The sequence below is a fragment of the Exiguobacterium sp. s89 genome, assembly GCF_018617735.1.
GTDB classification, from domain to species: domain Bacteria; phylum Bacillota; class Bacilli; order Exiguobacteriales; family Exiguobacteriaceae; genus Exiguobacterium; species Exiguobacterium marinum.
In genome coordinates this window covers 120,036-141,806 of the sequence record NZ_JACSKS010000003.1, presented here as the reverse complement: position 1 = coordinate 141,806, position 21,771 = coordinate 120,036, and the positions used below count along the sequence as shown (strand labels likewise).

Here is a 21,771-nt window from a genome sequence, read left to right as displayed (position 1 = left end):
ACCATCCTTAGGATCGACGCTCTTTCATTAAGTTTTCGATATGAATCATCATATACAGTCGTTCGTCCATCGACACGTCGTAATGATATTTCGTCGCAATCAACCCTGCGATTTTTTCGACACATTCAAACGCTTCTGGATATCGCTGTTTTACCATCAGGAACAGGGTTTCGTCACCCGTTGATTTGACCCTCTCTCCGGATGCGAGGCGCTGCACAAAATATTTTAAATGGGTCAAAAATCGTGCATACGCGTATGATTCTTCGTCCAATTCGATTTGAAAATGGTACGTAATGATCGTCAGAATCGCTTGCGTAGCTCTCGTCATCTCGGTGACAAGATGAAGGTTTTCACCCTTGACACCAGACATTGTCGCATTGACGAGGTGTAAGGCAATCGCAACTGCTTCGTCTTCATCAAGCTTGACCTCGTGCCGCTCATTAATCAGGTTAACCGCTTCTTTTCCGATAGCGAACTCCGGAGCATAAAATCGTTTCACTTCCCAAACGAGGGGATTTCGAATTTGGATTCCATCCTGATACCGACTAAGTGCGAAATGGAGGTGGTCCGCTAGTGTCACATAGAGCGAATCATGAATGGGTTGATTCAACCGCTGTTCGGCCAATCTGACAATTTGCTTCACTGTTTCCATCTCAGCTGTCGGCATTTCATTTAAAAAGTGAACGAAACGCTCATAGCTTTCTTTACTCTCGAGCGTAAAGATTTTTTCGATTCGCGCCTGGTCAATGACATCGCCGGGTCGTTTTTGAAACGCAATCCCACGTCCCATCACGACCTGTTCTTGACCGTTCGCATCGATTGCTACGACGTTGTTGTTATACACTTTTGAAATCTGCACGGTCTCCTCACCTCGCTCTCATTCAACTGAACTGAAAAGAAAAAAACCTAAATTCACACCAGAGTCCAATGTGGAGTCATGGCGTCAATTTAGGTTTTGCCTGCATCACCAGTAACAATCCCAAAGTGGATTTTCTTCTTTTCGATATAAGCATACTCCCTATAAATCTTGACGTCAACATAAAATTAAAACGCTTACATCGTGACCGTTTTACTCTTCAAATAAAATCCGCTGCATCCGCTCCGGCGCTTGTAAATAGTCGCGCATGACCCGTACATGCTCGAGGTCATCAAACAGCGTCGGGGAAAGTCCCGTCTCCACTTGTAAGATCATCGCACCCGGATACGACATCAAGATGGGCGAGTGACTGGCGATGATAAATTGACTGCCGGATTGTACAAGTTCATGCATCCGAGCAAGCATCGTCAGTTGCCGCATCGGTGACAACGCGGCCTCGGGCTCATCCAAAATATAGAGGCCATCGCCACGGAATCGATGCAACATGAGGGAGAGGAACGCTTCCCCGTGCGACTGCTCATGAAGGGAACGTCCTCCGTACGCTTCATAGAATCGCTCCATGTCAGGTCCAAGTTTCGCCATCTCATCCACATAACTCGACAACTGATATGCCGTTTCCGCACGTAAGAAAAATCCGTCTTTCGGACGATACGGTCCTCGAATCGGGCGCAGCGCTTCATACAAAGAACTATGCGTTGACTCCGTTTCGAATTGGAAGGAAGGTGCTCCGCCTTCTGGGTTGAATCCAGCCGCCACGGCCATCCCCTCAATCAACGTCGACTTTCCACTCCCGTTCTCTCCAACGAGAAACGTGACCGGATGATGAAACGTCAGTTCATCGAGTGTCTGAAAGATTGGTAACGAGTAAGGATAACCCGTTGATTGGATGCGGTCTTTCTCTAACCGCACCCCACGTAAAAATAAAGTCATGTCCATTCGATCCAAAACGTCGCCCCCTTCTCTGACTCGACCCCATAAGAAAGTCCTTGTGCTTCAAGAAGTAATTTCGTGATAGCGAGACCTAGACCATGTCCGTTTGAGCGGTCTCCTTTCACATACATATCCCAAATCGAAAGTTGGACGACAGGGTCAATCCCGTTCCCTTCGTCTGTTACTTCTAGTCGATTAGGTGTCAGTTTGATTGTGATACGTCCGCCGATAGGGCTCGCTTCATACGCATTTCTTAAAAAGTTCGAGAGAACCCGTTCCATCGCCAATCGATCGGCTTGAATCGATACCGTTTCGAGTTGCAGATCGAGCGTCACGTCTTTTTGTCGGAACCACTCGGACATGCGTGACGTTAATCGGCGAACTAAGTCATCTAGTTGAAGCGATTCCATTTCAAGTGGAATCGTCCCAGAGGACAACTTTGAGTATTCGAGCATCTGATTGACAAGCCGGTCGATTCGGTCTATTTCCTCCGTAATGCTTTTGCCCGTAATAGCCACCTCCATCTCATTAACGACACCGAGTTCCAACATTTCCGCCTCATTCCGGACAATAGCGAGCGGTGTACGCACATCATGGGTCACTCCAGAGATGAACGATTTTTGAAGTGCCTCTTTTTCTTGAAGGGAGGCATTCATTTGTCCGATCGTGACGGTCAAATCCCCAATCTCATCGTTCGTCACATTCGGAAGAGTAATGTGATGTTGTCCTTCCATAATCGATGCGGTCGCTTGCTTCAACTCGACGAGCGGTTGCGTGAGCCGTCGACTCATCCAAAACGTGACACCGATGGCAACCATCAGTGCCAAAATAAATCCACCCGCTAAGATGAGATAGATTTGCTGAAACTGTGGATTTGAGAATGGCACAGGACTGTACGTCACAATTTGAACGTTCCCTTCTTCTTGCAAATACGTCAAGAAACGAGTCCCGTTCACACTCACCTCGTCCTGAACTGTTAAGTCATCCGGGTCGAGGCTGATCGGCATCATGCGGTGCATCCTTCCACCACGTTCTAGCTCGATACGTTGCCCGTCTTGAAATAGGAGTACGTCTAATTGACCTGGAATTCCACGTCCTTCTTGGATGGCTTCATACACGATCGCCGCCTCGCGCTCCAATTGCGTATACGTCTCCTCTTCTGCGAACCGTCCGATTAAAAGTGACGTGAGACCAAATGTTAAAAGCGCCATCACAGCAAGGGGCAAGATAGCTGTCCACAATAATTTCTTCATTAAGCGATTCATGACAGTCCCTCTAATCGATAACCGACCCGATGAACGGTCTTCAGCTGTTCTTTTAGTGTAGGTGATTTATCACGTAATTGTTTAATATGGGTGTCGACCGTACGTGTATCTCCGACGAACGCATAATCCCATACATCGTCGAGCAGGCGATTCCGATCCAACGCCTCACCGACGTGCTTCCATAAATACAAGAGCAGTTCATATTCTTTGTTCGTCAGCCGGAGCGTTCTTCCGTTCTCTTGTACCATCCTCGATTTGAGGTCGATGGTGAGCGCACCGAACCGAATCATATCGGTCTGTTTCACGAGACGCTTCAGGCGAATCTCCAATTCTTTCAAAACGATGGGTTTGACCAAATAATCGTCCGCCCCAAGTTCTAATCCGAATACGCGATCATCTGCTTCACCACGAGCCGTCGTCAGGATAATAGCAGGAGCGGGCTGTTGCGCTTTTAACGTTGGAATCAAGGTCCATCCTTCTCCATCAGGGAGACGGACGTCGAGTAAAACTGCATCAAAGCGCTGATGTAACTGTTGCTTCGCTTCGCTGAGGGTCATCGCCACTGTCACATTAAACCCTGCATATACTAAAAAGCGAGACATGCCGTCCGCAAGTTTTTGTTCATCTTCCACTACGAGTACGTTCATCTTCTATCGCCTCCACATCCATTATATCGTACACATGGAATGCCCCACCGTTTCCCAAAGACAATTTGCAGAAATCTTGCAACTCTCTCACAACTTCAGTTCTCTCAAGTTCTACACTTGAAGTATCAAAAGGAGGAGATATACATGAAATCAACAAAATTAGCAATCGCCTTGGCCAGTCTATTGGCTGTCTCAGGCACTGGCGTATATGCCGCGACGAATGACACGACGACAGATGAATCGACAACGACGGAATCGACACAATGCGAGCGTGGAGAAAGAGGTTCTGGCATGGTTGGTGACCGAGAAGCGGGTCATACAGCGCTTATCGAGGCGCTCGGATTGACAGAAGAAGAAGTGGATGCAGCCCGTGAAAATAGACAGTCGATTCATGAGCTCGCAGAAGAAAAAGGCATTTCAATTGATGCATTCATCGACGCGATCATGACGTCACACGAAGAAAAACTTACGACTGCTGTGGAAGACGGGAAATTGACTCAAGAAGAGGCCGATCAAATCCTAGCGGATCACGAAGAGCGCTTTGCTGACGTGACGAGTTACGATGATTTAGAAGATGCACGTGGCATGCGCGGTGGACGAGAAGGTGGTCGCCATGGCCATGGTCACGGACCACATCATGACGACGCTTCAACAGAGAACGATAGCAATGTAGAGAGTCAAAGCAACAGCTTGTAAGTCAAAAGGCAGCCACACGCGGTGGCTGCCTTTTTATATGACGAGTAATAAAAACGCATATCCTAATAAACCAATCAAAAATGCACCAAAACTACTCTCTCGCTCAGCAGGTAACTCTTCTTTCATGACGTTCAAGATGACGCCACCTGCCAAAAAGGCGACAACGATAGATAGACCGAGTTCATTCACTTCTCCAAACGAACCGACCGCCCACCCTACAAGTACAGCAAGCGCTAACAAGACGCGTCCCTGTCGATCATAAAGTTGTTGATGATGCTGACGCAATCCTTGATCGACCGTAACAAAGTGAATGCCAAGCGCTATGAAGTAAAGAAACATCGTCCCATTTGACTGAAATTCACTTTCTGCGAGCACATATCCGATGCTAAACGTATAGAGCGTGAATGAACCTATGTGAATCCAAAACACATACGGTTTTTGTTTACGTTTGTTGGCCGTTGCGAATCGCTCGAGCCCGTAAAAGACAGCCAGTCCTAACATACTGATGATCAAGATATGGTTCTCGAGGGAGGCGAAGACGTTGTTTCCAATCTCCCCTTCTAGTTCACGTTGGTACTCATTTAACTCTGGCAATAGATGAAGGAATACATAAGCAACGGCAATCCCGCCCGCCACTGATAAAAAACGGCTCCTCGGCACTTCACGCACATGAATGAGCTTTCCTGAAAAAAAGTGAATCATCGCAAAACCGAGTGCAAACCAAAAACTTAACTCGAACACATAAGCCCCTCCCGCATTAAGACTTCTCCCTATGTGCTTTTACCCTTTCGCTGTATGTCACATTCATTTTCGGTTAGATCGCTCTTGTTTCTTTCTTTCCCGAATCTCTTTCTCCACTCGCCGTAGCGCTTTTTTCGATCCTCGTTCGAAGTCGTGCGCCTCCTTTCGTTCCTGATACGTCGTGAATAGCGTTTCCAAATCATAGTCAGCCGGATAAAGCTCTGTGGCACGTGCTTCTAACCGGACACGACGACTCGGCAACTCTACGTAATCGTCATTCACGAACACTCGGACATGCCGACGAGATGCATCGAACGCATAGACAAGCCCGACTTGATTCGTCTCTAACAACCGGACACGGTCACCTTTTTCAAAGCGTTCCGCCTCTTCAAGCGGTGCCGCTTCGATTTCGCGTGTGATTTTAGAATCATCGACTTTCGTAGTGTCATACGTTTTCTCGTTCATGTAACGAGATGCCTGTTTCAATATCGCTTCCGGCAACTTCATCTTGCGGGCGATAAAGAGGGCGTTGCTATCACCAGACTGCCCCATGAGCAATCGATATTTCGGTTCGAGCGTTTCCGGGTCAAACTGCATCGCAGCGTTCATGAAATCTGGGTGGGATTCAGAATACGATTTGATTTCTCCGTAATGGGTCGAAGCCACGACAATCGCCCCTCGTTTATATGCCGCTTCTAAGATGGCAATTGCAAGAGCGGCTCCTTCGTTCGGTTCCGTACCGCTTCCGATTTCGTCGAATAACAAGAGTGACCGTTTTCCAGCGGTTTGCATAATATTCGCCACATTGTGCATATGCGCCGAGAACGTACTGAGTGCCGACTCCAAATCTTGATTATCTCCGATATCGACGAACACCTCATCGAATGTAGAGATGACCGTGTCGGTGTGTGCCGGGATATGCAATCCTGTCATGGTCATGAGACTGAGAAGTCCAATCGTTTTCAATACGACCGTCTTTCCGCCGGCGTTCGGTCCGGTGATAATTAAGCCGCGATAGTCCGTCCCGATGGCAAAATCGAGTGGAACGGCACTTTCTAAGAGTGGATGACGTACTTGTTTCAATTGAATTCGACCAGTCGCATTCACGTGTGGTGTCACGCCATTAATCGATTGACTATACTTCCCTTTGGCGAAAACCATATCGTACTGGGCGATGACATCGAGTGTCGATTCAATTTCAGGAAGGACTTCAGTCACTGCTCCCGTCAATGTCGCCAACACTTGATACACTTCCACCGCTTCTTCCGTACGCTTGACGACGAGTTCTGCATTCAATTTTGATATGGCTTCCGGTTCGATAAAGACCGTCGTGCCTCGATTCGATGTGTCTACAATCGTACCCGCTACTTTGTGCTTGTATGAAGCTTTGATTGGGATCGTGAAGCGGTCCTGTTTTTTCGTGACAAATCCGTCTTGAATCATCTCGCGATTGGCAGCGCTCTTTAAGAATTTGTTCAATCGTTCCTCGATTCGTCCTTCCAAAATGTCGACTTGCTTGCGAATCCGCTTCAACTCTTTCGACGCCTCGTCGACGACTTGACCAGCTCGAATCGCTCGTGTGATGTCTTCTTCTAGCGTCCGCCATTCGCCCATCCCGACAGCATAAGCCGAAAGAAGCGGTGCAAAGAATTCATGTTCGAGCATGAATCGTTTCAGTTTGCGCGCTCCCCGTAAAAACTCGGCGACCGCTTCAAGTTCTGTTGCTTCGAGTTGGATGCCTCGTTGCAGTTTCCCGATAATCGTCTCCATGTCAGACACGCCGATAAATGGGACGTGTGACGTCGCATCTAAAATCGCTCGGGCTTCGGACGTTTCCTGCAGACGTTTCTTCACCGTCGCGATGTGGCTCGTCGGACGTTGTTGTCTGAGTAACCTTCTCCCGAATCCGCTGATGCAGAAGCGCTCTACTCTCGTCATCAATTCGTTGTATTGTAATTTTTCAAATGTTTGTTCGTCCATGTGTCTCTCTCCTCAAATGATAGAATCGAGATACCGCGCAAACAAAAAAGCGTCGGTCGATGACGACCAACGCAAAAAGACAGACCGGTGTCTGGCAGTTTTTGATGGGCGGTATCTGTAACGGAACATGACGGCATGACAAATAAACGTGTCATCCGACATTTTTCAGTTCGTTAGGCAGATACAACCTCACTCATCAACATGCAACACCTTTCTCACTTAGATTCGTCCTTACTATACAACAGATTCTCTGCCTTGTAAAATTTTAGAGAACGCTTTCAAAAAAGTCTTGTGTCTTAAATCCACACATGTTATGTTGAACGTGAAGAAACGAATAGCGATCACATGTGACTGATTCGATCAGGCATGGGGTAAGACGTACGGTGCATGCCACCCGTCTATACTCCATGCCTGTTTTGTTTTTCGGCGTTTTGTTTCAAGAAAGGATGTAGTAGATATGCTATGGAATAAGTTAATGAATCGACACAAACCCACACTGCACTCACCAATGGAAGGAGACGTCATTCCACTCGAACAAGTAGCGGACTCGGTCTTCAGCGAAAAAATGATGGGCGACGGTATTGCCATCACACCAACGGATGGCGCCGTCGTCTCACCGGCTGACGGCGAAATCGTACAAATCGCTCCGACAAAGCACGCCATCGGCATTCGGACCGAGGATGGGGCTGAGATTTTGATTCACGTCGGTCTCGATACCGTCGAACTCGAAGGTCGACCGTTTGATCTTCAAGTAGATGTGGGCGACCACGTTAAGACGGGACAGCTGTTACTGACAGCAGACTTAGCACAAATCCATCAAGCCGGTAAGGACACGGTCACGCCAATGGTCGTGACGAATGGAGGCGCGCTTGCTCATCATTACGCCTTCACATTCACGAAGGAAGCCGTACCAGGCAAGACGGTTGTCGCCCGAGTGGAAGCGTGACTCCGGAACAAGGAGGACACATGATTAAAATCAAAAAGATTCTAAACAACAATGCGGTCATCGTCTCAGATGATGGGGAAGAAAAGATTGCGATTGGTCCGGGCGTCGCGTTTAAAAAAACGAAGAACGACATCGTCAATCCACATAAAATCGAAAAGTTGTTCATCATGCCAGAGAATGACAAGTTCCAACAGTTATTGAGTCGGATCCCGGTTGAGCACTTCACCGTTTCCGAGGATATTATCTCCTATGCAGAGAAGCGTCTCGAGACATCGTTCAACGAACATATCCACATCGTCTTGACCGACCACATCTCGTTCGCCATCGAACGGGAGATGGATGGCATCTTATTACGCAACAAACTGTTGAATGAGATTAAAATCCTCTATCGCAATGAGTACGAGATTGGACTGTGGGCGATTGAACATATCGCTGAAAAGCTCAACGTGAAAATGCCGAAAGACGAAGCCGCGTTCATCGCGCTTCATATCCATACGATGAAAGTGAAAGGAGGTGATTTACGCAAGACGGTCAAACAGACAACGATTGTCCGCGACATGATTCAATCGATTTCAAGACGACTCGATGTATCCATTGAAGAAGATGACTTATCCTACCAACGATTATTAACCCATTTACGGTTCGTCATGGATCGGGTCAACCATTACGATCATCACACGATTGATGAAGACATGCTTCGCATGATTCAGACGAAGTTCACGTCTGCTTATGCGTGCGCATCTGATGTCGCGAAAGAAATGGAAGAGACATATGGCATCGTCTTGCCCGAGTCAGAACTTGGTTATATTACGCTTCACATCCAACGTCTACAAGATCAACACCATCAAAAAGGAGGACATTAACAATGATGAACTTTTTCCAACGTCTCGGACGTTCTCTCATGTTACCGGTCGCCGTACTTCCGGCTGCCGCCATTCTCATGGGGATTGGTTATTGGATTGACCCAGTCGGCTGGGGATCTGAAAACATTGCCGCTGCATTTTTAATTAAAGCGGGTGCCGCCATTATCGATAACATTCCAATTCTTTTCGCAGTCGGGGTCGCCCTCGGGATGGCCAAAAACCGTGACGGTTCAGCAGCACTTAGCGGACTTGTTGCCTTCTTGACTGTCACCACGCTTCTCTCTGCGGGAACGGTTGCGTTGTTCCAAGGAATTGATGTAGAAGCCGTCAACCCAGCATTCGGTAAGATTGGGAATGCTTTCGTCGGGATTCTATCCGGTCTCGTCGCCGCTTCCATGTATAACCGATTCAGTCAAGTCAAACTACCTGATGCTCTCGCCTTCTTTAGTGGAAAGCGTCTCGTTCCAATCATGACAGCCTTCTCGATGATTCTCGTATCGGTCGCCCTTTACTTCATCTGGCCGTTCGTCTATACAGGTCTCGTCGGATTTGGAGAATCGATTTCAAAACTTGGCGCATTCGGTGCCGGACTCTACGGCTTCTTTAACCGTCTCTTAATTCCAACGGGTCTCCACCACGCCCTCAACTCTGTTTTCTGGTTCGATGTCGCCGACATTAACGATATCGGAAAGTTCTGGTCAGGTGAAGGTGAAAAAGGTGTGACGGGGATGTATCAAGCCGGTTACTTCCCAATCATGATGTTCGGTCTTCCGGCCGCAGCACTTGCGATGTACCACACAGCGAAGACAAAGCGTAAGAAACAAGCGGCCTCACTTCTTCTCGCAGCTGCATTTGCTTCATTCTTTACTGGTGTGACAGAACCACTCGAGTTCTCATTCATGTTCCTCGCACCTGTTCTTTACCTTGTACACGCCGTCCTTACAGGAATCTCGCTCTTCATCGCGGCAACGTTCCAATGGACAGCCGGGTTCGGATTCAGTGCAGGATTGGTTGACTTCGTGTTGAGTTCACGCTTGCCGCTCGCGAACCAACCGTACATGTTACTCGTTCAAGGTCTCGTGTTTGCAGTCATTTACTACGCGATCTTCCGCTTCATGATTGTGAAGCTCAACTTAGCAACACCAGGTCGTGAATCGGATGAAGTCGTTGATGCGGTTGCAAGTGAAACGACAGACGGCGAAACGAAAGTCGCACCGGTCGCATCAGCTTCTGGTAACGAATTCTCAGCCATGGCGAATATGATCTATGACGGTCTTGGTGGTGACAGAAACGTCACGGGAATCGAGTCTTGTATCACACGCTTACGCGTCGATGTCAAAGACATGGATACGGTCAACCAAGATCAAATCAAGAAAGCCGGTATTCCAGGAATCAAAGTCGTCAGTCCAAACCATATTCAAGTCATCGTCGGGACAAACGTTCAGTTCGTCCTCGATGAGATTGAAAAAATCCGTAGCCACCGCGCTGGATAAACGTCGAAAGCCACCTCATTCAGGTGGCTTTTCTTGTTTGGCCGCATAGCGTTTATAGAATTGTATGAAATAATAGAGGAAAATCCACGGCAAGATGTACTGCGTGAGCCACATGAACACCTTAAGCACTACCTGCACTGTATATGGTACTAGTCCTAATAAAAACAATACGACTAGTAAAGCAACTCCTAAACCTATGTACATATTTCTACTCAAATCATCTACCCCCCTTATTTTCCCAGTTCAGTGTAACATAAAGAGCCTGTCGCAACGGACAGGCCCTTCTTACATTTGACGAAGTCGGGAAATACGCTCCACTGGATCGGGGTGCGTCGAGAACAGACCGCTCACTTTCTTTTTAAGTGGATCGGAGAAGTAAAGCGGTGCCGAGGCACTCGACGCTTGCTCGACCGGCGTCTCCACGTTTGCAATCTTCTCAAGCGCCGAGGCGAGTGCATCCGGGTTACGGGTCAGTTCCGCTCCACTCGCATCTGCCAGAAACTCACGATTACGTGAAATCGCCATATTGATGAGCATTGCAATAAGCGGGGCCAACACCAACAAAACGAGTCCAATGATGAGAAAGATTGGATTTTGATTTTGGTCACGTCGTCCTCCACTGATACTCCGGAAAAATAACATGCGCGACCCGATATCACTCATGATGGCGATCACTGACACGAGTGCGAGCGTGACCGTCGAGAGTCGCACGTCATAATTTTTAATGTGTGCGACCTCATGCGCAATCACACCTTCCACTTCTTCACGCGACAGTTGATCCAACAGCCCGGTCGTGACGGCGACGGCCGCCTTTTCTGGTTTCAGTCCGGTCGCAAATGCGTTCGGTGACGAATCATTGATGATAAAAATGCGAGGCATCGGTACTCGCGCGACCATCGCCATGTTTTCGACCGTATGCCATAAAAAGCGGTGCTCTTCTACCGAAGTCACTTCTTGCGCCCGGTTCATTCTCATGACGATGTTCGTACTCGACATGATGACGATACCGACATAAAACAAGGAAAAGACGGGTGTGAAAATCAACCCTGGAATCGCATCCCCATAATTGACGTAGGAGATGGCTGCTCCGACGAGAAGGACGAATAAAACGAATCCTGTCACGATGAACACCGTCTTCACTTTATTCTTTCGAATTTGTTCATAGAGGAGCATACGTGCCACCTCGATTCATCAAAACGAGACGCGAACGTTCTCGCGCTCTTCGGCACGCGCCTCGAGCATATCGCGCTTTTCAAAGTGATGGACGGACGCGATGATATTCGTCGGTACCGATTCGATTTTTGTGTTATACTTCATGACCGTATTGTTATAGAGCTGGCGCGAATACGCCACTTTGTTTTCCGTCTGTGTCAATTCTTCCTGCAACATCTTGAAGTTCTCATTCGCTTTCAAGTCCGGGTACGCCTCACGAAGCGCAAACAAGTTTTTCAGCGCCCCGCTCAGCTGATCGTTCACCGCCATCTGGTCTTGGCGATTCGACTTTTCTCCGAGCTGGTTTCTCAGCTCAACGACCTTCGCAAGCGTTTCTTGCTCGTGTTTTGCATAGCCCTTCACCGTTTCGACCAAATTCGGAATCAAGTCATAACGCCGTTTTAATTGCACATCGATTTGAGCCCACGCCTCGTCGACCCAATTTCGATATTTGACGAGCCCGTTGTACATCGAAAAATAGATGAGTACGAGCACGACAACTGCTACAATCGCAATAATCCACCCCATGTTGGCACCTCATTTCTTCAGTTTCTCCTGTATTAATTCCCTTTACTCATATAAGATAAGCTTAACTTTCAAAAAAATCTGCAAATGGTTGCAATTCTTGATGCGTTGATCACAAAGGAGTGTACGCAATGACTGTCACGAATGCTGAAATACGCTTGACGGAGTTATTTGAAGAAATGGTATCCCTGCGACGTCATTTTCATCAATATCCGGAACTGTCTTTTCAAGAAGTCGAAACACCAAAAAAGATCGCCTCGTACCTCCGTGAACTTGGGATCGAAGTACGTGAACATGTTGGCGGAAACGGTGTCGTCGGTCGAATCAAAGGCGGTGACGGTCCGACCATCGCGTTACGCGCTGACTTTGATGCTCTTCCCATTCAAGATGTGAAAGACGTTCCATATCGTTCAAAAGTAAATGGCGTCATGCATGCTTGTGGACACGATGCCCATACAGCGACACTTCTCGTCCTCGCGAAAGTATTAACCGAGGTGTCACTTCCTGGAGACGTCGTATTGATTCACCAATTTGCCGAAGAATTATCTCCAGGTGGTGCCAAACCGATGATTGAAGACGGATGCCTCAACAATGTGGACTATATTTATGGTGCGCACATTTGGACACCGCTCCCTTTTGGAACAGTTGGTGTCAAAACAGGTCCTATCATGGCCGCAGCCGATCGATTTGAATTGACGATTAAAGGAACAGGTGGGCACGGTGCGATTCCACAACATACGGTCGATGCCCTCATGGTCTCCGTAAACGTAGCAAATCATCTCCAACAAGTTGTCAGTCGACGTATCGACCCACTCGAACCTGCCGTGTTGACTATCGGGACGCTCCACTCCGGGCAAGCGTTCAACGTCATTGCCGAAGAAGCGAAGTTATCTGGTACCGTGCGGACATTCACTCGGGAGACGCAAGAAAAAATCATCTCCGATATGGAACGAATCATCCGTTCTGTCTGTGAGGCGAGTGATGCCGATTACGAATTGGAGTATATAAAAGGGTATCCTGCTGTCGTGAATCATGTGACCGAAACAGAACTCGTCCGCTTGAGCGCGATGGATGTCGTCGGGGCAGACGGTGTCATCGAAATGTCCCCGCTCATGGTCGGGGAAGACTTCGCTTACTATGTCGAGCATGTCCCCGGTAGCTTTTTCTTCACAGGGGCAGGGAATCCCGGGCTTTCAGCAATCTTCCCTCATCATCATCCTCGCTTCGATGTGGATGAACGGGCGATGTTGCACACGGCTCACGTCTTGTTAGGCGCTTTACAACGCACATGGATGACACATGAAAAAGAGGACTGATGCGACCGCATCAGTCCTCTTCTGTGATTGGTTCTTGTAGTTCTGAGACAAGCACTTGGTCGACACGCTTTCCGTCCATATCTACGACTTCAAAGCGAAGTCCATACGCTTCGACCACATCGCCCCGTTTCGGGAAATCGCCGAGTGCATAAATGACGAGTCCGGCAAGTGTGTGATACGAGTTGCGCCCTTCGTCGAATCGGTTATCCCGAATCTCAAACGTTCGTTTCAAATCTTCGATTCCAAGCAAACCGTCCGCTAAATATGACCCATCTTCGCGACGTACCACTTCCGGTGTATCCTCTTCAATCATGACTTCTCCGACGATTTCTTCCAAAATATCGAACAAGGTGACCATGCCAAGGAATCCACCGTATTCATCTAAGACGAAGGCAATCTCGACACCATTTTTCTGCATCATCTGAAGTACTTGGCTCGCCTCTCGTTGTTTCGGAACGATGAGCGGTTGCTTGATGCGCTTCAAAATCTGTGATGGCTCACGTAATGTCGGTAACGTCAAAATGTCACGGACATCGATATATCCGACAAAATCGTCGAGCGAGTCGCGACCGACCGGTAACTTGTTATGTTTACTTTCATAGATCGACTTCTTGATATCATCCATATCATCTTCTAAATCGACCCACTCAAGCGTCGTCCGAGGTTGCATGAGTTCATAAATCAATTGATCGTGAAACGCAAAGACGCGTTCGACTTGCTGTACTTCTTCATGGGCGAACTGGCCTTGCTGTGCCCCCTCAAAGAGAAGCTGTTTAATCTCAAGCTCCGTCTCACCGCTCGTTTGTTCTGCTTTCAAGCCAAGCAGCTTGAACAAAAAGAGTGTCGATTTCGATAAAATCCAAATGAATGGCTTCATCACTTTACTGAATAAATCAAGTGAAGGGATGATTGCCATCGTGACTTTTTCAGGAGACACAAGCGCAATTCGCTTTGGCACCAATTCACCGATGATTAAGGACAGATACGTAATAATCGTTACAACGACCACATAAGCAATCGTTCCGGCATACTGTGCACTCATTCCGGCTTGTTCAAACGCAGAGGCGAGTGGTGCCGAGAAGCGCGCACCCCCGTAGGCCCCGTTAATAATCCCAATTAATGTGATTCCGACTTGAACGGTCGACAACAAATCTGTCGGGTCTTTCGAATAATGGAGTGCAATCTTTGCACTTCGTTTCCCTCGATTTGCTTCAACCTCAAGTTTTGCAGGTTTCGATGAGATGAGCGCAATTTCTGTCATCGCAAAAATCCCGTTCAACACAATCAAAAACAAAACAATCAACAAATCAATCACTATGGAAGAATCCACTTTTTTCATCACCTCAGCTATTTTTTAAACCATACCGCTTCATTTTAACAAAAAATCGTTACCAACCTGTACCCGTTTTACTCAAAAAAATAGCCACTCCTCATGAAGTAGCTTCGTTGACTGCTTGTTTGGCGATGGCCGCTGTCTGAGACTGTTTAAAGAGAATGACCCCGACAAGAAGGATGGTGAGCCCTACAATTTGTCCAGCCGATAACGTGATTTGAGGCATCCCGAAGGCTCCATACAAATCGACGAGTAACGCCCAAATGAGTTGTGACACGAGAATGAGCGACACCGACAACGTTGGTCCAAGTAACTGGATACTCCGCATGACACAATAAACGACACCGACCCCAAGCAATCCACCGAGCCAATAGATTGGAGATAGCTCACGTAATCCGGCAAGATTTCCTCCAAATAATAACAACGGGATGATGGATCCGACCAGACCGACGATAAAGACTAATACCGTGGTGGCCCAGGCCCCTAAATTTGTATTCATTTTCGCGTTGACCGCCGCCTGTACACTAATAAATGCCCCAGCTACAGCCGAACAGATAATACCAAATAGCATATGACCTCTCCTCACTCATAAAACATGCCGTTCGCACGTTCTTTCAATCGCTCACTATTTAAAATGATGACTTCTTTTCTCGTTCGTTTCACTAATCCCTCATCGACAAATGCTTGTAGCGTCCGGTTCAAGTGACGATAGCTCGTCCCAAGCCATTCCGCAACTTCTTTGCGCTTCAATTGACTCATCTCGGCTTGAAACAGTTCGTTCTCGGATTCACTAAGAGAAATCAAATAACCGGCCAATCGTTCTTCTAGTGTCGACATGAGGTGATTGGATGAGGCGTTCGCCTCGATGAATAGCTTTTCCGACACACCTCGTAACAGATGTTCCGTGAATTCGACCGTTCGGTTATGATGTCGAAGTGTTTCAAACGGGATTCGCAAACACGTCACCGGACCGACCGCTTCAACCGTATGCAAGACGTTACGTCCACTCGCATACTCGATATCTCCAATGAGCGTCGGGGCAGCCTTCAAACGTAGCAGACGCAACTTCCCTTCTTCACTGAGCGTATAAATTTTGACGCGTCCTTCGAGTACGACGAACAAGGATTCAATCTGTTGATCGTTTGAACAGAGCATCGTTCCGGATGCATACGTGACCACCGACGATGCCTCGAGCGTTTCGGTCGAAAAAAGATGATTCCACTGCAATCGTGTCAGTGCATCCATAATATTCATCATTAAAATTGAACTCCTTACGCAAATGTATAAATCCCGATACCAACGATCATCAAGACGAGTCCCATGACCTGTCCCGTGTTGACCGGCTTCCGTTTGACACCAAACCAACCGTTCAAATCGATGATAAAGGCTCCTACTAATTGTGCCACAAGCAATACACAGATTGCCCACGTCACACCCAACTGTTGAATCGCCGTCAATTCGCCGAATACAACGAATACACCGAATAGTCCACCCAAACTATAATACCAAGGTACGCGTTTAAAGGCAGTTAAATCTGCGTCTCGATTAAAAAAATAGATGGCGAGCGCTAACAGAAGTCCGACAAAGTGGACGATCGTGACAGACATCCACGCCCCTACCGCATCTCCCAATTTCGCGTTGAAGATTCCTTGTAGGGCGATAAATGTCCCAGATAATACAGCGAATAGAATTCCCATGTCATCCCCCTTTCTCTCCGTATGACTTTACGAAAAGAAAGATGACTTGAATAGGACATATGTCCAATATTAAAAAAAGCAACTTCGAATCATCGAAGTTGCTTGATATATTATCCGAGTAATTTGACAAGCTCTTTCCCGACCGCTTCAGAAGATTGAGGGTTTTGACCAGTAACGAGTCGATCGTCAACAACCACGTTCACCGCCCAATTGTCAGCTCCCTTGAACTGTCCACCTTCATTACGTAATCCCGTCTCGAGTAAGAACGGAACAGCAGAATCAAGTTGCATTTCTTTTTCTTCAGCGTCAGTGAATCCTGTCACTTGTTTGTCTTTAACGAGCGGCTCATCGTTGCTGAGCTTCACATTGACCAATCCAATGGGTCCGTGGCAAACCGCCCCGACAATATTGCCATTTTCGTATACGTTGCGGACAACGCGTTGTAACGTTTCATTTCCTGGGAAATCAACGACCGTCCCGTGACCTCCTGGTAAATAAACGGCATCGTATGGTTCGTCTGCCACTTGATCGAGGCGAGCCGTATCTTTGAGCAATTCACGCGTATTTAATATATCTTCTGACAAGCCATCCTCTAAACTATTCGCATCGATTGGCACGTCTCCACCTTCGATACTTGCGACCGTCACTTTGTATCCTTCTTTTTCAAACAATAAGTAAGGAACGGCAAACTCTTCAAGCCAAAGTCCCGTTGCATGACCATTTGATAATTGATTCGCTGACGTTGTGACAATCAGTACATGTTTCGACATACTCAATTCCTCCTTCAAAAAAATCAACATACGACTCTAATGTTCCCGATTCATCATCTGTTAAACCCGGTGAGCTGCTTCGATGTCATAAGGTAGTTCTTTTTTTAACCTGGTGATTTATTCATCCTGCCTTTTTCCTTTAACCTTCTATACTGAAGGTGAGTTGCTATTTCGCCCTATGAAGGAGACATCCGCTATGACGAAACGAATAAATGATTGGGGGTTTCTCATTGTCGTCGCCATCATCATCCTGTTACTTGTGCTCGGTCAGTTGCCAATCTTCATGTAATCTTCACGGCCATTCGTTCACAAACTGTAGTATGATGTCGTTGTAAGCACTTACAATAAACCCAATAGGAAAGGATGAATTTCACTATGTCAGAACGTATTTTCATCAGTCCGGCTAAGTATGTGCAAGGGAAACAAACGATCGATCGCATCGGAGAGTTTGTCACTCACTTCGGTTCAAACGCTTTACTCATAGCGGATGATATCGTGTGGGATTTAGTAGGCGAACGCGTGACACAGTCTCTGCAGTCGAGTGATATCAAGGCGACAAAAGCAGATTTTGTCGGAGAAGCATCAAAGCATGAGATTACTCGCATCGCCACAGACGCTAAAGAGAACGGTACAGCGTTCGTTATCGGCCTTGGTGGCGGCAAGACTCTCGATACGGCAAAAGCGGTCGCAGATGAATTGGATGCCCGCATCGTCATTGTACCGACCATCGCCTCTACAGATGCGCCGACAAGCGCATTGTCGGTCATTTATACAGATGAAGGTAATTTCGAAAGCTATCGGTTCTATAAAAAGAATCCAGATCTCGTTTTAGTGGACACCGAGTTGATTGCACAGGCGCCGCCACGTTTCCTTGCGTCAGGTATTGCCGATGCATTGGCTACGTGGGTCGAAGTGCGAAGCGTCCTTACATTTGGAGGCAAGACGATGGCCGGTGGTGTCCCGACTCTTGCGGCGGAAGCGATTGCTGAACGATGTGAAGAAGTTCTGTTCACGTACGGCATTCAGGCGTATGAGGCCGTCAAGGCAAAAGTTGTGACGCCTGCGCTCGAAGCCATCGTTGAAGCCAATACACTATTAAGCGGTCTCGGCTTTGAAAGCGGTGGCTTGGCTGCGGCCCACGCTATTCACAATGGATTCACCGCGTTAGAAGGAGACATCCACCATTTGACGCACGGTGAAAAAGTTGCTTTCGGAACACTCGTACAACTCGCACTCGAAGGGCGTCCTCAAGAAGAATTCGAGCAATATGTTGCCTTTTATATGGCGCTCGACTTACCGGTCACACTCGAAGATATTAAATTAAAGGATGCCTCTCGAGAAGATATCTTGAAAGTCGGGAAGGCGGCCACGGCAGAAGGCGAAACGATTCATAGCGGTTTCGATGTCACGCCTGAAGAAGTTGCAGACGCGATCATCGCGGCTGATCGCTACGCCCGTCTTTATCAAGAGCGTTTATGAAAACAGCGAGAGGAAGCTCACACGGCTTCTTCTCGCTGTTTTTTGTTTAGGAAGAATGATAAGAGAATTCCGACTCCCATACAGCCGACTGTCAGAAAAAAGAACGTCAGCTGGTTCATGTAAATGATATTTGTGAATTGATTCCATCCTTCTGCGTACGACTCATTGGCTGACAAACGAATCCCTTCTCGAAGAGACACTGCCTGAGAGTGATTCGTCATCCAAGCGATGGCGGCCATGATGAAACTTCCGATTGCTAACCCAATCTTTCCAATCGGTCGGACGGATGCGACGACTCGATGCGTCAAACGGATGGTGACCCAAATGAACAATAAAAGAAACGGCCATCCGATCAAGAGAGCAATCCAGTACAGATTCCCTTCACTCGGTGTCTCCGAATAAGGGGTCGTCATCACTTCGCCGAGCTTAAAGATTCCAAACGTGATCAACGTCACGATAAACCATGCCTTTATTAACTTTTCCATCTCAACACCTCGTCCTTAGTATAGCAAAAACACCGTATGCGTCTGCATACAGTGTTTAGTCTTTCGGTCGGATGGCATAATAAATCAAGATGACAAGCCACGTCCAAACTCCTGTGAAAATCCCGATAATTCCGATGATGAAAAAACCTAACGGAATCATCGATTTCGTTCGATTGTAGTCCTTCCACATATTCGATAGCCCTTTAATATTAAAGTATAAAAAGGCAAAGAACAGGACGAGCAATAACAGTGGTAATCCAAATAAGACTTCCATTCGCTCACTCCTTTCTACGATTTCATTCGTTATGTTTATTGTATCTGATTTGGTACCTCGTTTCATCGGACCCAAGCTGTATCCTTATCCGACCTAAAGATGGATAAAAGATGCTCAGTCCATCAAGAAAACGGGAAAAGGAACATCATCTAATTCATGAGGAGGCGTTTCGCCATGAAGTCCCTGCGTATTTTGATCATTTGTCTGCTCCTGTTTCAGACGTCGCCGGTGACAGCGGCATCATCGTCCCCACAACCAGGTTACACCATCAAAACAACCTATCTATACGGTCGGGCGATGCAATCTTCTCCCGTACTAAAGACGTTACGAACGAATGTCCCTGTTCGTTACACCACTTATAACCGAAGCTGGTCGAACGTCTACATCGGAAATACGAAATACTTCACTCCATCTGCCAACTTAAGAGCCGGTATACCTAAAATGCCTTCTGCCGACCGTTTACGACTCGTCAACAAAAAATATGGTCTCCCGTCCACTTATCGTTCCCCACAACTTGTCACCTTAACCGTCCCAACTGTTTATCAAAAAGGAAGCGAACGTACATTGATGACAGCGGAAGCCGCTTACGCGCTAGCGAAACTGTATTACGCAGGTCGAAAGCAAGGTCATACGTTATACGCCCTTAGCGCCTACCGATCTTACTCGACCCAAAAATCGCTCTATGCCTATTACGTCAATACTCGCGGAGTCGCATACGCTTCAAAATATGTGGCACGTCCCGGTCACAGTGAACATCAAACCGGTCTAGCGGTTGATATGACGAGTCAACGGATGCGTCTAGGGTTATATGCCTCCTTTGACCAATCGCCTGAAGGAAAGTGGATGATTCAAAACGCCCATCGATATGGATTCATTGTCCGCTATCCGAAAGGAAAAGAAAAAATTACCGGATACAATTACGAGCCTTGGCATTTGCGTTATGTCGGGGTCAATGAAGCGACGATGATGAAGCAGAAGAACTGGACGTTTGAAGAATGGTGGAGCAAACGTTGAGTGAGCATCCTTTTTCAAGCATTTCCCCATTCAAGTTATAATGGAGTCATCTTATTCGTATAGGGGGAAATGTGTGATGTGGATTGTGATGAACAAACTAGATGTTGAAAAAGGAAAAGCCGATGCGGTCAAAGCACGCTTCGAAACGACAAAAGGAATCGAAGCGATGGATGGCTTTGTCCGGATGCAAGTGTTGACGGATACGTCCGATGTGGCGATGGATCATGTCGTCATCATGACCACATGGCGTGATGCGGCAAGCTTTGAGAACTGGCGCGACAGCAATGCCTACAAGCACGCCCATAAGAAACGAGATGACGGGACGTCGGAAGTAAAACCAATCGTCCTCGGCAATACTGTGACTCAATATGATGTCGCCATCGAGCATCTCGCATCAACGGAGAGCGTTCAATAAGTCTTGAGGACGAATGATGCCGAGTAGCGGTTCATCCGGACTACCCGTCTTCGTAATAAGAAGTGCGTCGTAGCGCGCACCTTCTTTCATTTGAGTGAAGCTGTGTTGCGCCTCGATGACCGTCGTGTCTTTTTGAATGAATCGATACCGATGCATATGCGGGTCGTGATGAAGCACATGTTTCACGCGAACTCCTTTGAGTGATAAGTTGGTTCCGTCGATGGTTTCGGCCAGCCAACTTGTCACTCCTTTTTTCGTCAACAAACCACGCCAAGAGCCGTTGGCGTGATATACAGGGAACTGTGAGTAATTCTTATCACGAATTTCTCGAAGCACTTCCGTCAAAAAATCTTCGGACTGAAACGTCACCACCGATTTCGCAAATAAAGGAATGACGAGACGGGGATGAAGCAGCTCTTGCTCCACTTCTAAAATCAATTCAACGAGCGACTCATGTGGCTCTGCGATAATAAAATCAGGTTCCCGCCGCTCATGGACGATGGCATTTCGCAGTTGACTCATTTGATGTAAATCTTCTTTATAGCGGTCGATGATTGGATTTTGTTTCGCAAGACGATTCACCATATTGCTAAAACTAAAATGCTTACCATTTCCCATTTCTCGACTCAAGTAGTCTTCAATACGGTGGTAAGATGCTAAAAAGTCTTCAGCACGACTCATGTAATCAACCTCCTTAACGATACATGTATACCCTCTTTTTCATCATTTGAGCAGGAAACCGTCGATTCACTCCGAATGACTTTAAAATCATCTTGATTATTGAGGAGATCTGTCATGGCTACTTCTGTACCA

At 47.3% G+C, this 21,771-nt stretch carries 24 protein-coding genes; 8 read left to right on the top strand and 16 right to left on the bottom strand.

Translation table 11 applies throughout. From position 1 onward, the window contains the following. Positions 1-7: 7 nt before the first annotated feature. The 4 genes from licT to KNO96_RS10505 all read right to left on the bottom strand — a co-directional run bounded on the left by licT (position 8) and on the right by KNO96_RS10505 (position 3,719). Positions 8-859, bottom strand: coding sequence for a BglG family transcription antiterminator LicT (licT, locus tag KNO96_RS14480; protein WP_214703603.1), 852 nt, complete (start codon positions 857-859; stop codon positions 8-10). Positions 860-1,069: 210 nt separating this feature from the next. Further along, complete coding sequence (locus KNO96_RS10515; RefSeq protein ID WP_214703792.1) at positions 1,070-1,813, bottom strand: AAA family ATPase; 744 nt, start codon at positions 1,811-1,813, stop codon at positions 1,070-1,072. Next, positions 1,804-3,072, bottom strand: a complete 1,269-nt coding sequence (locus tag KNO96_RS10510; protein WP_214703602.1) for a HAMP domain-containing sensor histidine kinase — start codon at positions 3,070-3,072, stop codon at positions 1,804-1,806. Before KNO96_RS10510 ends, KNO96_RS10515 begins: the two co-directional genes overlap by 10 nt. After that, complete coding sequence (locus KNO96_RS10505; protein WP_026824624.1) at positions 3,069-3,719, bottom strand: response regulator transcription factor; 651 nt, start codon at positions 3,717-3,719, stop codon at positions 3,069-3,071. Before KNO96_RS10505 ends, KNO96_RS10510 begins: the two co-directional genes overlap by 4 nt. Before the next feature lie 144 nt (positions 3,720-3,863). Here KNO96_RS10505 and KNO96_RS10500 point away from each other — a divergent pair, with 144 nt between their 5' ends. Continuing rightward, positions 3,864-4,415: a hypothetical protein gene (locus tag KNO96_RS10500; protein WP_214703601.1), complete on the top strand. Its 552-nt coding sequence runs from the start codon at positions 3,864-3,866 to the stop codon at positions 4,413-4,415. Between the two features lie 33 nt (positions 4,416-4,448). Here KNO96_RS10500 and KNO96_RS10495 read toward each other — a convergent pair whose 3' ends face one another. Next, positions 4,449-5,156, bottom strand: a complete 708-nt coding sequence (locus KNO96_RS10495; RefSeq protein WP_214703600.1) for a hypothetical protein — start codon at positions 5,154-5,156, stop codon at positions 4,449-4,451. A 63-nt stretch (positions 5,157-5,219) separates the two neighbouring features. Beyond that, positions 5,220-7,136 carry an endonuclease MutS2 gene (locus KNO96_RS10490; RefSeq protein WP_214703599.1) on the bottom strand — a complete coding sequence of 639 codons (1,917 nt, stop codon included), beginning with the start codon at positions 7,134-7,136 and terminating at the stop codon, positions 5,220-5,222. A gap of 457 nt (positions 7,137-7,593) precedes the next feature. Between KNO96_RS10490 and KNO96_RS10485 the strand changes: the two genes are divergently transcribed. Genes KNO96_RS10485 through nagE form a run of 3 tightly spaced genes read left to right on the top strand, consistent with a single transcriptional unit; the run spans position 7,594 to position 10,438 of the window. Then, complete coding sequence (locus KNO96_RS10485; protein WP_214703598.1) at positions 7,594-8,082, top strand: PTS sugar transporter subunit IIA; 489 nt, start codon at positions 7,594-7,596, stop codon at positions 8,080-8,082. Between the two features lie 20 nt (positions 8,083-8,102). Next, entirely contained in the window at positions 8,103-8,945 is an 843-nt protein-coding gene (locus KNO96_RS10480) for a PRD domain-containing protein (RefSeq protein ID WP_251125162.1), read from the top strand. A 2-nt stretch (positions 8,946-8,947) separates the two neighbouring features. After that, positions 8,948-10,438: an N-acetylglucosamine-specific PTS transporter subunit IIBC gene (gene nagE, locus KNO96_RS10475; protein ID WP_214703597.1), complete on the top strand. Its 1,491-nt coding sequence runs from the start codon at positions 8,948-8,950 to the stop codon at positions 10,436-10,438. Positions 10,439-10,723: 285 nt separating this feature from the next. On the opposite strand, the gene htpX is transcribed toward nagE, so the two are convergent. Both htpX and KNO96_RS10465 read right to left on the bottom strand, forming a co-directional pair. Beyond that, the gene (gene htpX / locus KNO96_RS10470; RefSeq protein WP_214703596.1) at positions 10,724-11,611 is read right to left on the bottom strand and encodes a zinc metalloprotease HtpX; all 888 of its coding nucleotides are present in this window, start codon (positions 11,609-11,611) and stop codon (positions 10,724-10,726) included. An 18-nt stretch (positions 11,612-11,629) separates the two neighbouring features. After that, positions 11,630-12,178 (bottom strand): LemA family protein, encoded by a 549-nt coding sequence (locus KNO96_RS10465; protein WP_015880351.1) that lies wholly within the window; start codon positions 12,176-12,178, stop codon positions 11,630-11,632. A gap of 128 nt (positions 12,179-12,306) precedes the next feature. Between KNO96_RS10465 and KNO96_RS10460 the strand changes: the two genes are divergently transcribed. Next, positions 12,307-13,491 (top strand): amidohydrolase, encoded by a 1,185-nt coding sequence (locus KNO96_RS10460; protein ID WP_214703595.1) that lies wholly within the window; start codon positions 12,307-12,309, stop codon positions 13,489-13,491. Positions 13,492-13,501: 10 nt separating this feature from the next. Here KNO96_RS10460 and KNO96_RS10455 read toward each other — a convergent pair whose 3' ends face one another. The 5 genes from KNO96_RS10455 to KNO96_RS10435 form a co-directional block, all read right to left on the bottom strand. Beyond that, the gene (locus KNO96_RS10455; protein WP_034770728.1) at positions 13,502-14,830 is read right to left on the bottom strand and encodes a hemolysin family protein; all 1,329 of its coding nucleotides are present in this window, start codon (positions 14,828-14,830) and stop codon (positions 13,502-13,504) included. A 91-nt stretch (positions 14,831-14,921) separates the two neighbouring features. Beyond that, complete coding sequence (locus tag KNO96_RS10450) at positions 14,922-15,395, bottom strand: DMT family transporter (protein WP_026824634.1); 474 nt, start codon at positions 15,393-15,395, stop codon at positions 14,922-14,924. Between the two features lie 11 nt (positions 15,396-15,406). Then, a complete protein-coding gene (locus tag KNO96_RS10445) occupies positions 15,407-16,081 on the bottom strand; it encodes a Crp/Fnr family transcriptional regulator (RefSeq protein ID WP_214703594.1) in 675 nt (224 codons plus the stop codon). 14 nt (positions 16,082-16,095) lie between these two features. Continuing rightward, a complete protein-coding gene (locus KNO96_RS10440; protein ID WP_026824636.1) occupies positions 16,096-16,521 on the bottom strand; it encodes a DMT family transporter in 426 nt (141 codons plus the stop codon). A 110-nt stretch (positions 16,522-16,631) separates the two neighbouring features. Next, positions 16,632-17,291 carry a type 1 glutamine amidotransferase domain-containing protein gene (locus KNO96_RS10435; RefSeq protein ID WP_026824637.1) on the bottom strand — a complete coding sequence of 220 codons (660 nt, stop codon included), beginning with the start codon at positions 17,289-17,291 and terminating at the stop codon, positions 16,632-16,634. Positions 17,292-17,666: 375 nt separating this feature from the next. Here KNO96_RS10435 and KNO96_RS10430 point away from each other — a divergent pair, with 375 nt between their 5' ends. Then, the gene (locus KNO96_RS10430; RefSeq protein WP_026824638.1) at positions 17,667-18,770 is read left to right on the top strand and encodes a glycerol dehydrogenase; all 1,104 of its coding nucleotides are present in this window, start codon (positions 17,667-17,669) and stop codon (positions 18,768-18,770) included. Between the two features lie 17 nt (positions 18,771-18,787). On the opposite strand, the gene KNO96_RS10425 is transcribed toward KNO96_RS10430, so the two are convergent. Together KNO96_RS10425 and KNO96_RS10420 are read right to left on the bottom strand one after the other, a co-directional pair. Beyond that, positions 18,788-19,255 (bottom strand): hypothetical protein, encoded by a 468-nt coding sequence (locus KNO96_RS10425; RefSeq protein ID WP_026824639.1) that lies wholly within the window; start codon positions 19,253-19,255, stop codon positions 18,788-18,790. Between the two features lie 55 nt (positions 19,256-19,310). Then, positions 19,311-19,529, bottom strand: coding sequence for a hypothetical protein (locus KNO96_RS10420; RefSeq protein ID WP_026824640.1), 219 nt, complete (start codon positions 19,527-19,529; stop codon positions 19,311-19,313). Between the two features lie 174 nt (positions 19,530-19,703). Here KNO96_RS10420 and KNO96_RS10415 point away from each other — a divergent pair, with 174 nt between their 5' ends. Next, positions 19,704-20,543, top strand: a complete 840-nt coding sequence (locus tag KNO96_RS10415; protein ID WP_214703593.1) for a M15 family metallopeptidase — start codon at positions 19,704-19,706, stop codon at positions 20,541-20,543. 76 nt (positions 20,544-20,619) lie between these two features. Continuing rightward, the gene (locus tag KNO96_RS10410) at positions 20,620-20,958 is read left to right on the top strand and encodes an antibiotic biosynthesis monooxygenase (protein ID WP_214700854.1); all 339 of its coding nucleotides are present in this window, start codon (positions 20,620-20,622) and stop codon (positions 20,956-20,958) included. Here KNO96_RS10410 and KNO96_RS10405 read toward each other — a convergent pair. Continuing rightward, positions 20,938-21,639 carry a CBS domain-containing protein gene (locus tag KNO96_RS10405; RefSeq protein ID WP_026824643.1) on the bottom strand — a complete coding sequence of 234 codons (702 nt, stop codon included), beginning with the start codon at positions 21,637-21,639 and terminating at the stop codon, positions 20,938-20,940. The two genes, KNO96_RS10410 and KNO96_RS10405, sit on opposite strands and share 21 nt — an antisense overlap. Positions 21,640-21,771 lie beyond the last annotated feature (132 nt).

Excerpts from the sequence above, each read along its gene's own strand:
- KNO96_RS10425 (WP_026824639.1), bottom strand. The coding sequence starts at position 19,255 with ATGGAAAAGTTAATAAAGGCATGGTTTATCGTGACGTTGATCACGTTT.
- KNO96_RS10445 (WP_214703594.1), bottom strand. The coding sequence starts at position 16,081 with ATGATGAATATTATGGATGCACTGACACGATTGCAGTGGAATCATCTT.
- KNO96_RS10460 (WP_214703595.1), top strand. The coding sequence starts at position 12,307 with ATGACTGTCACGAATGCTGAAATACGCTTGACGGAGTTATTTGAAGAA.
- KNO96_RS10410 (WP_214700854.1), top strand. The coding sequence starts at position 20,620 with ATGTGGATTGTGATGAACAAACTAGATGTTGAAAAAGGAAAAGCCGAT.
- KNO96_RS10450 (WP_026824634.1), bottom strand. The coding sequence starts at position 15,395 with ATGCTATTTGGTATTATCTGTTCGGCTGTAGCTGGGGCATTTATTAGT.
- KNO96_RS10510 (WP_214703602.1), bottom strand. The coding sequence starts at position 3,072 with ATGAATCGCTTAATGAAGAAATTATTGTGGACAGCTATCTTGCCCCTT.
- KNO96_RS10420 (WP_026824640.1), bottom strand. The coding sequence starts at position 19,529 with ATGGAAGTCTTATTTGGATTACCACTGTTATTGCTCGTCCTGTTCTTT.
- KNO96_RS10405 (WP_026824643.1), bottom strand. The coding sequence starts at position 21,639 with ATGAGTCGTGCTGAAGACTTTTTAGCATCTTACCACCGTATTGAAGAC.
- KNO96_RS10465 (WP_015880351.1), bottom strand. The coding sequence starts at position 12,178 with ATGGGGTGGATTATTGCGATTGTAGCAGTTGTCGTGCTCGTACTCATC.
- KNO96_RS10500 (WP_214703601.1), top strand. The coding sequence starts at position 3,864 with ATGAAATCAACAAAATTAGCAATCGCCTTGGCCAGTCTATTGGCTGTC.
- KNO96_RS10455 (WP_034770728.1), bottom strand. The coding sequence starts at position 14,830 with ATGAAAAAAGTGGATTCTTCCATAGTGATTGATTTGTTGATTGTTTTG.
- KNO96_RS10490 (WP_214703599.1), bottom strand. The coding sequence starts at position 7,136 with ATGGACGAACAAACATTTGAAAAATTACAATACAACGAATTGATGACG.
- KNO96_RS10435 (WP_026824637.1), bottom strand. The coding sequence starts at position 17,291 with ATGTCGAAACATGTACTGATTGTCACAACGTCAGCGAATCAATTATCA.
- nagE (WP_214703597.1), top strand. The coding sequence starts at position 8,948 with ATGATGAACTTTTTCCAACGTCTCGGACGTTCTCTCATGTTACCGGTC.
- KNO96_RS10485 (WP_214703598.1), top strand. The coding sequence starts at position 7,594 with ATGCTATGGAATAAGTTAATGAATCGACACAAACCCACACTGCACTCA.
- KNO96_RS10430 (WP_026824638.1), top strand. The coding sequence starts at position 17,667 with ATGTCAGAACGTATTTTCATCAGTCCGGCTAAGTATGTGCAAGGGAAA.
- KNO96_RS10440 (WP_026824636.1), bottom strand. The coding sequence starts at position 16,521 with ATGGGAATTCTATTCGCTGTATTATCTGGGACATTTATCGCCCTACAA.
- KNO96_RS10505 (WP_026824624.1), bottom strand. The coding sequence starts at position 3,719 with ATGAACGTACTCGTAGTGGAAGATGAACAAAAACTTGCGGACGGCATG.
- htpX (WP_214703596.1), bottom strand. The coding sequence starts at position 11,611 with ATGCTCCTCTATGAACAAATTCGAAAGAATAAAGTGAAGACGGTGTTC.
- KNO96_RS10480 (WP_251125162.1), top strand. The coding sequence starts at position 8,103 with ATGATTAAAATCAAAAAGATTCTAAACAACAATGCGGTCATCGTCTCA.
- KNO96_RS10415 (WP_214703593.1), top strand. The coding sequence starts at position 19,704 with ATGAAGTCCCTGCGTATTTTGATCATTTGTCTGCTCCTGTTTCAGACG.
- KNO96_RS10515 (WP_214703792.1), bottom strand. The coding sequence starts at position 1,813 with ATGGACATGACTTTATTTTTACGTGGGGTGCGGTTAGAGAAAGACCGC.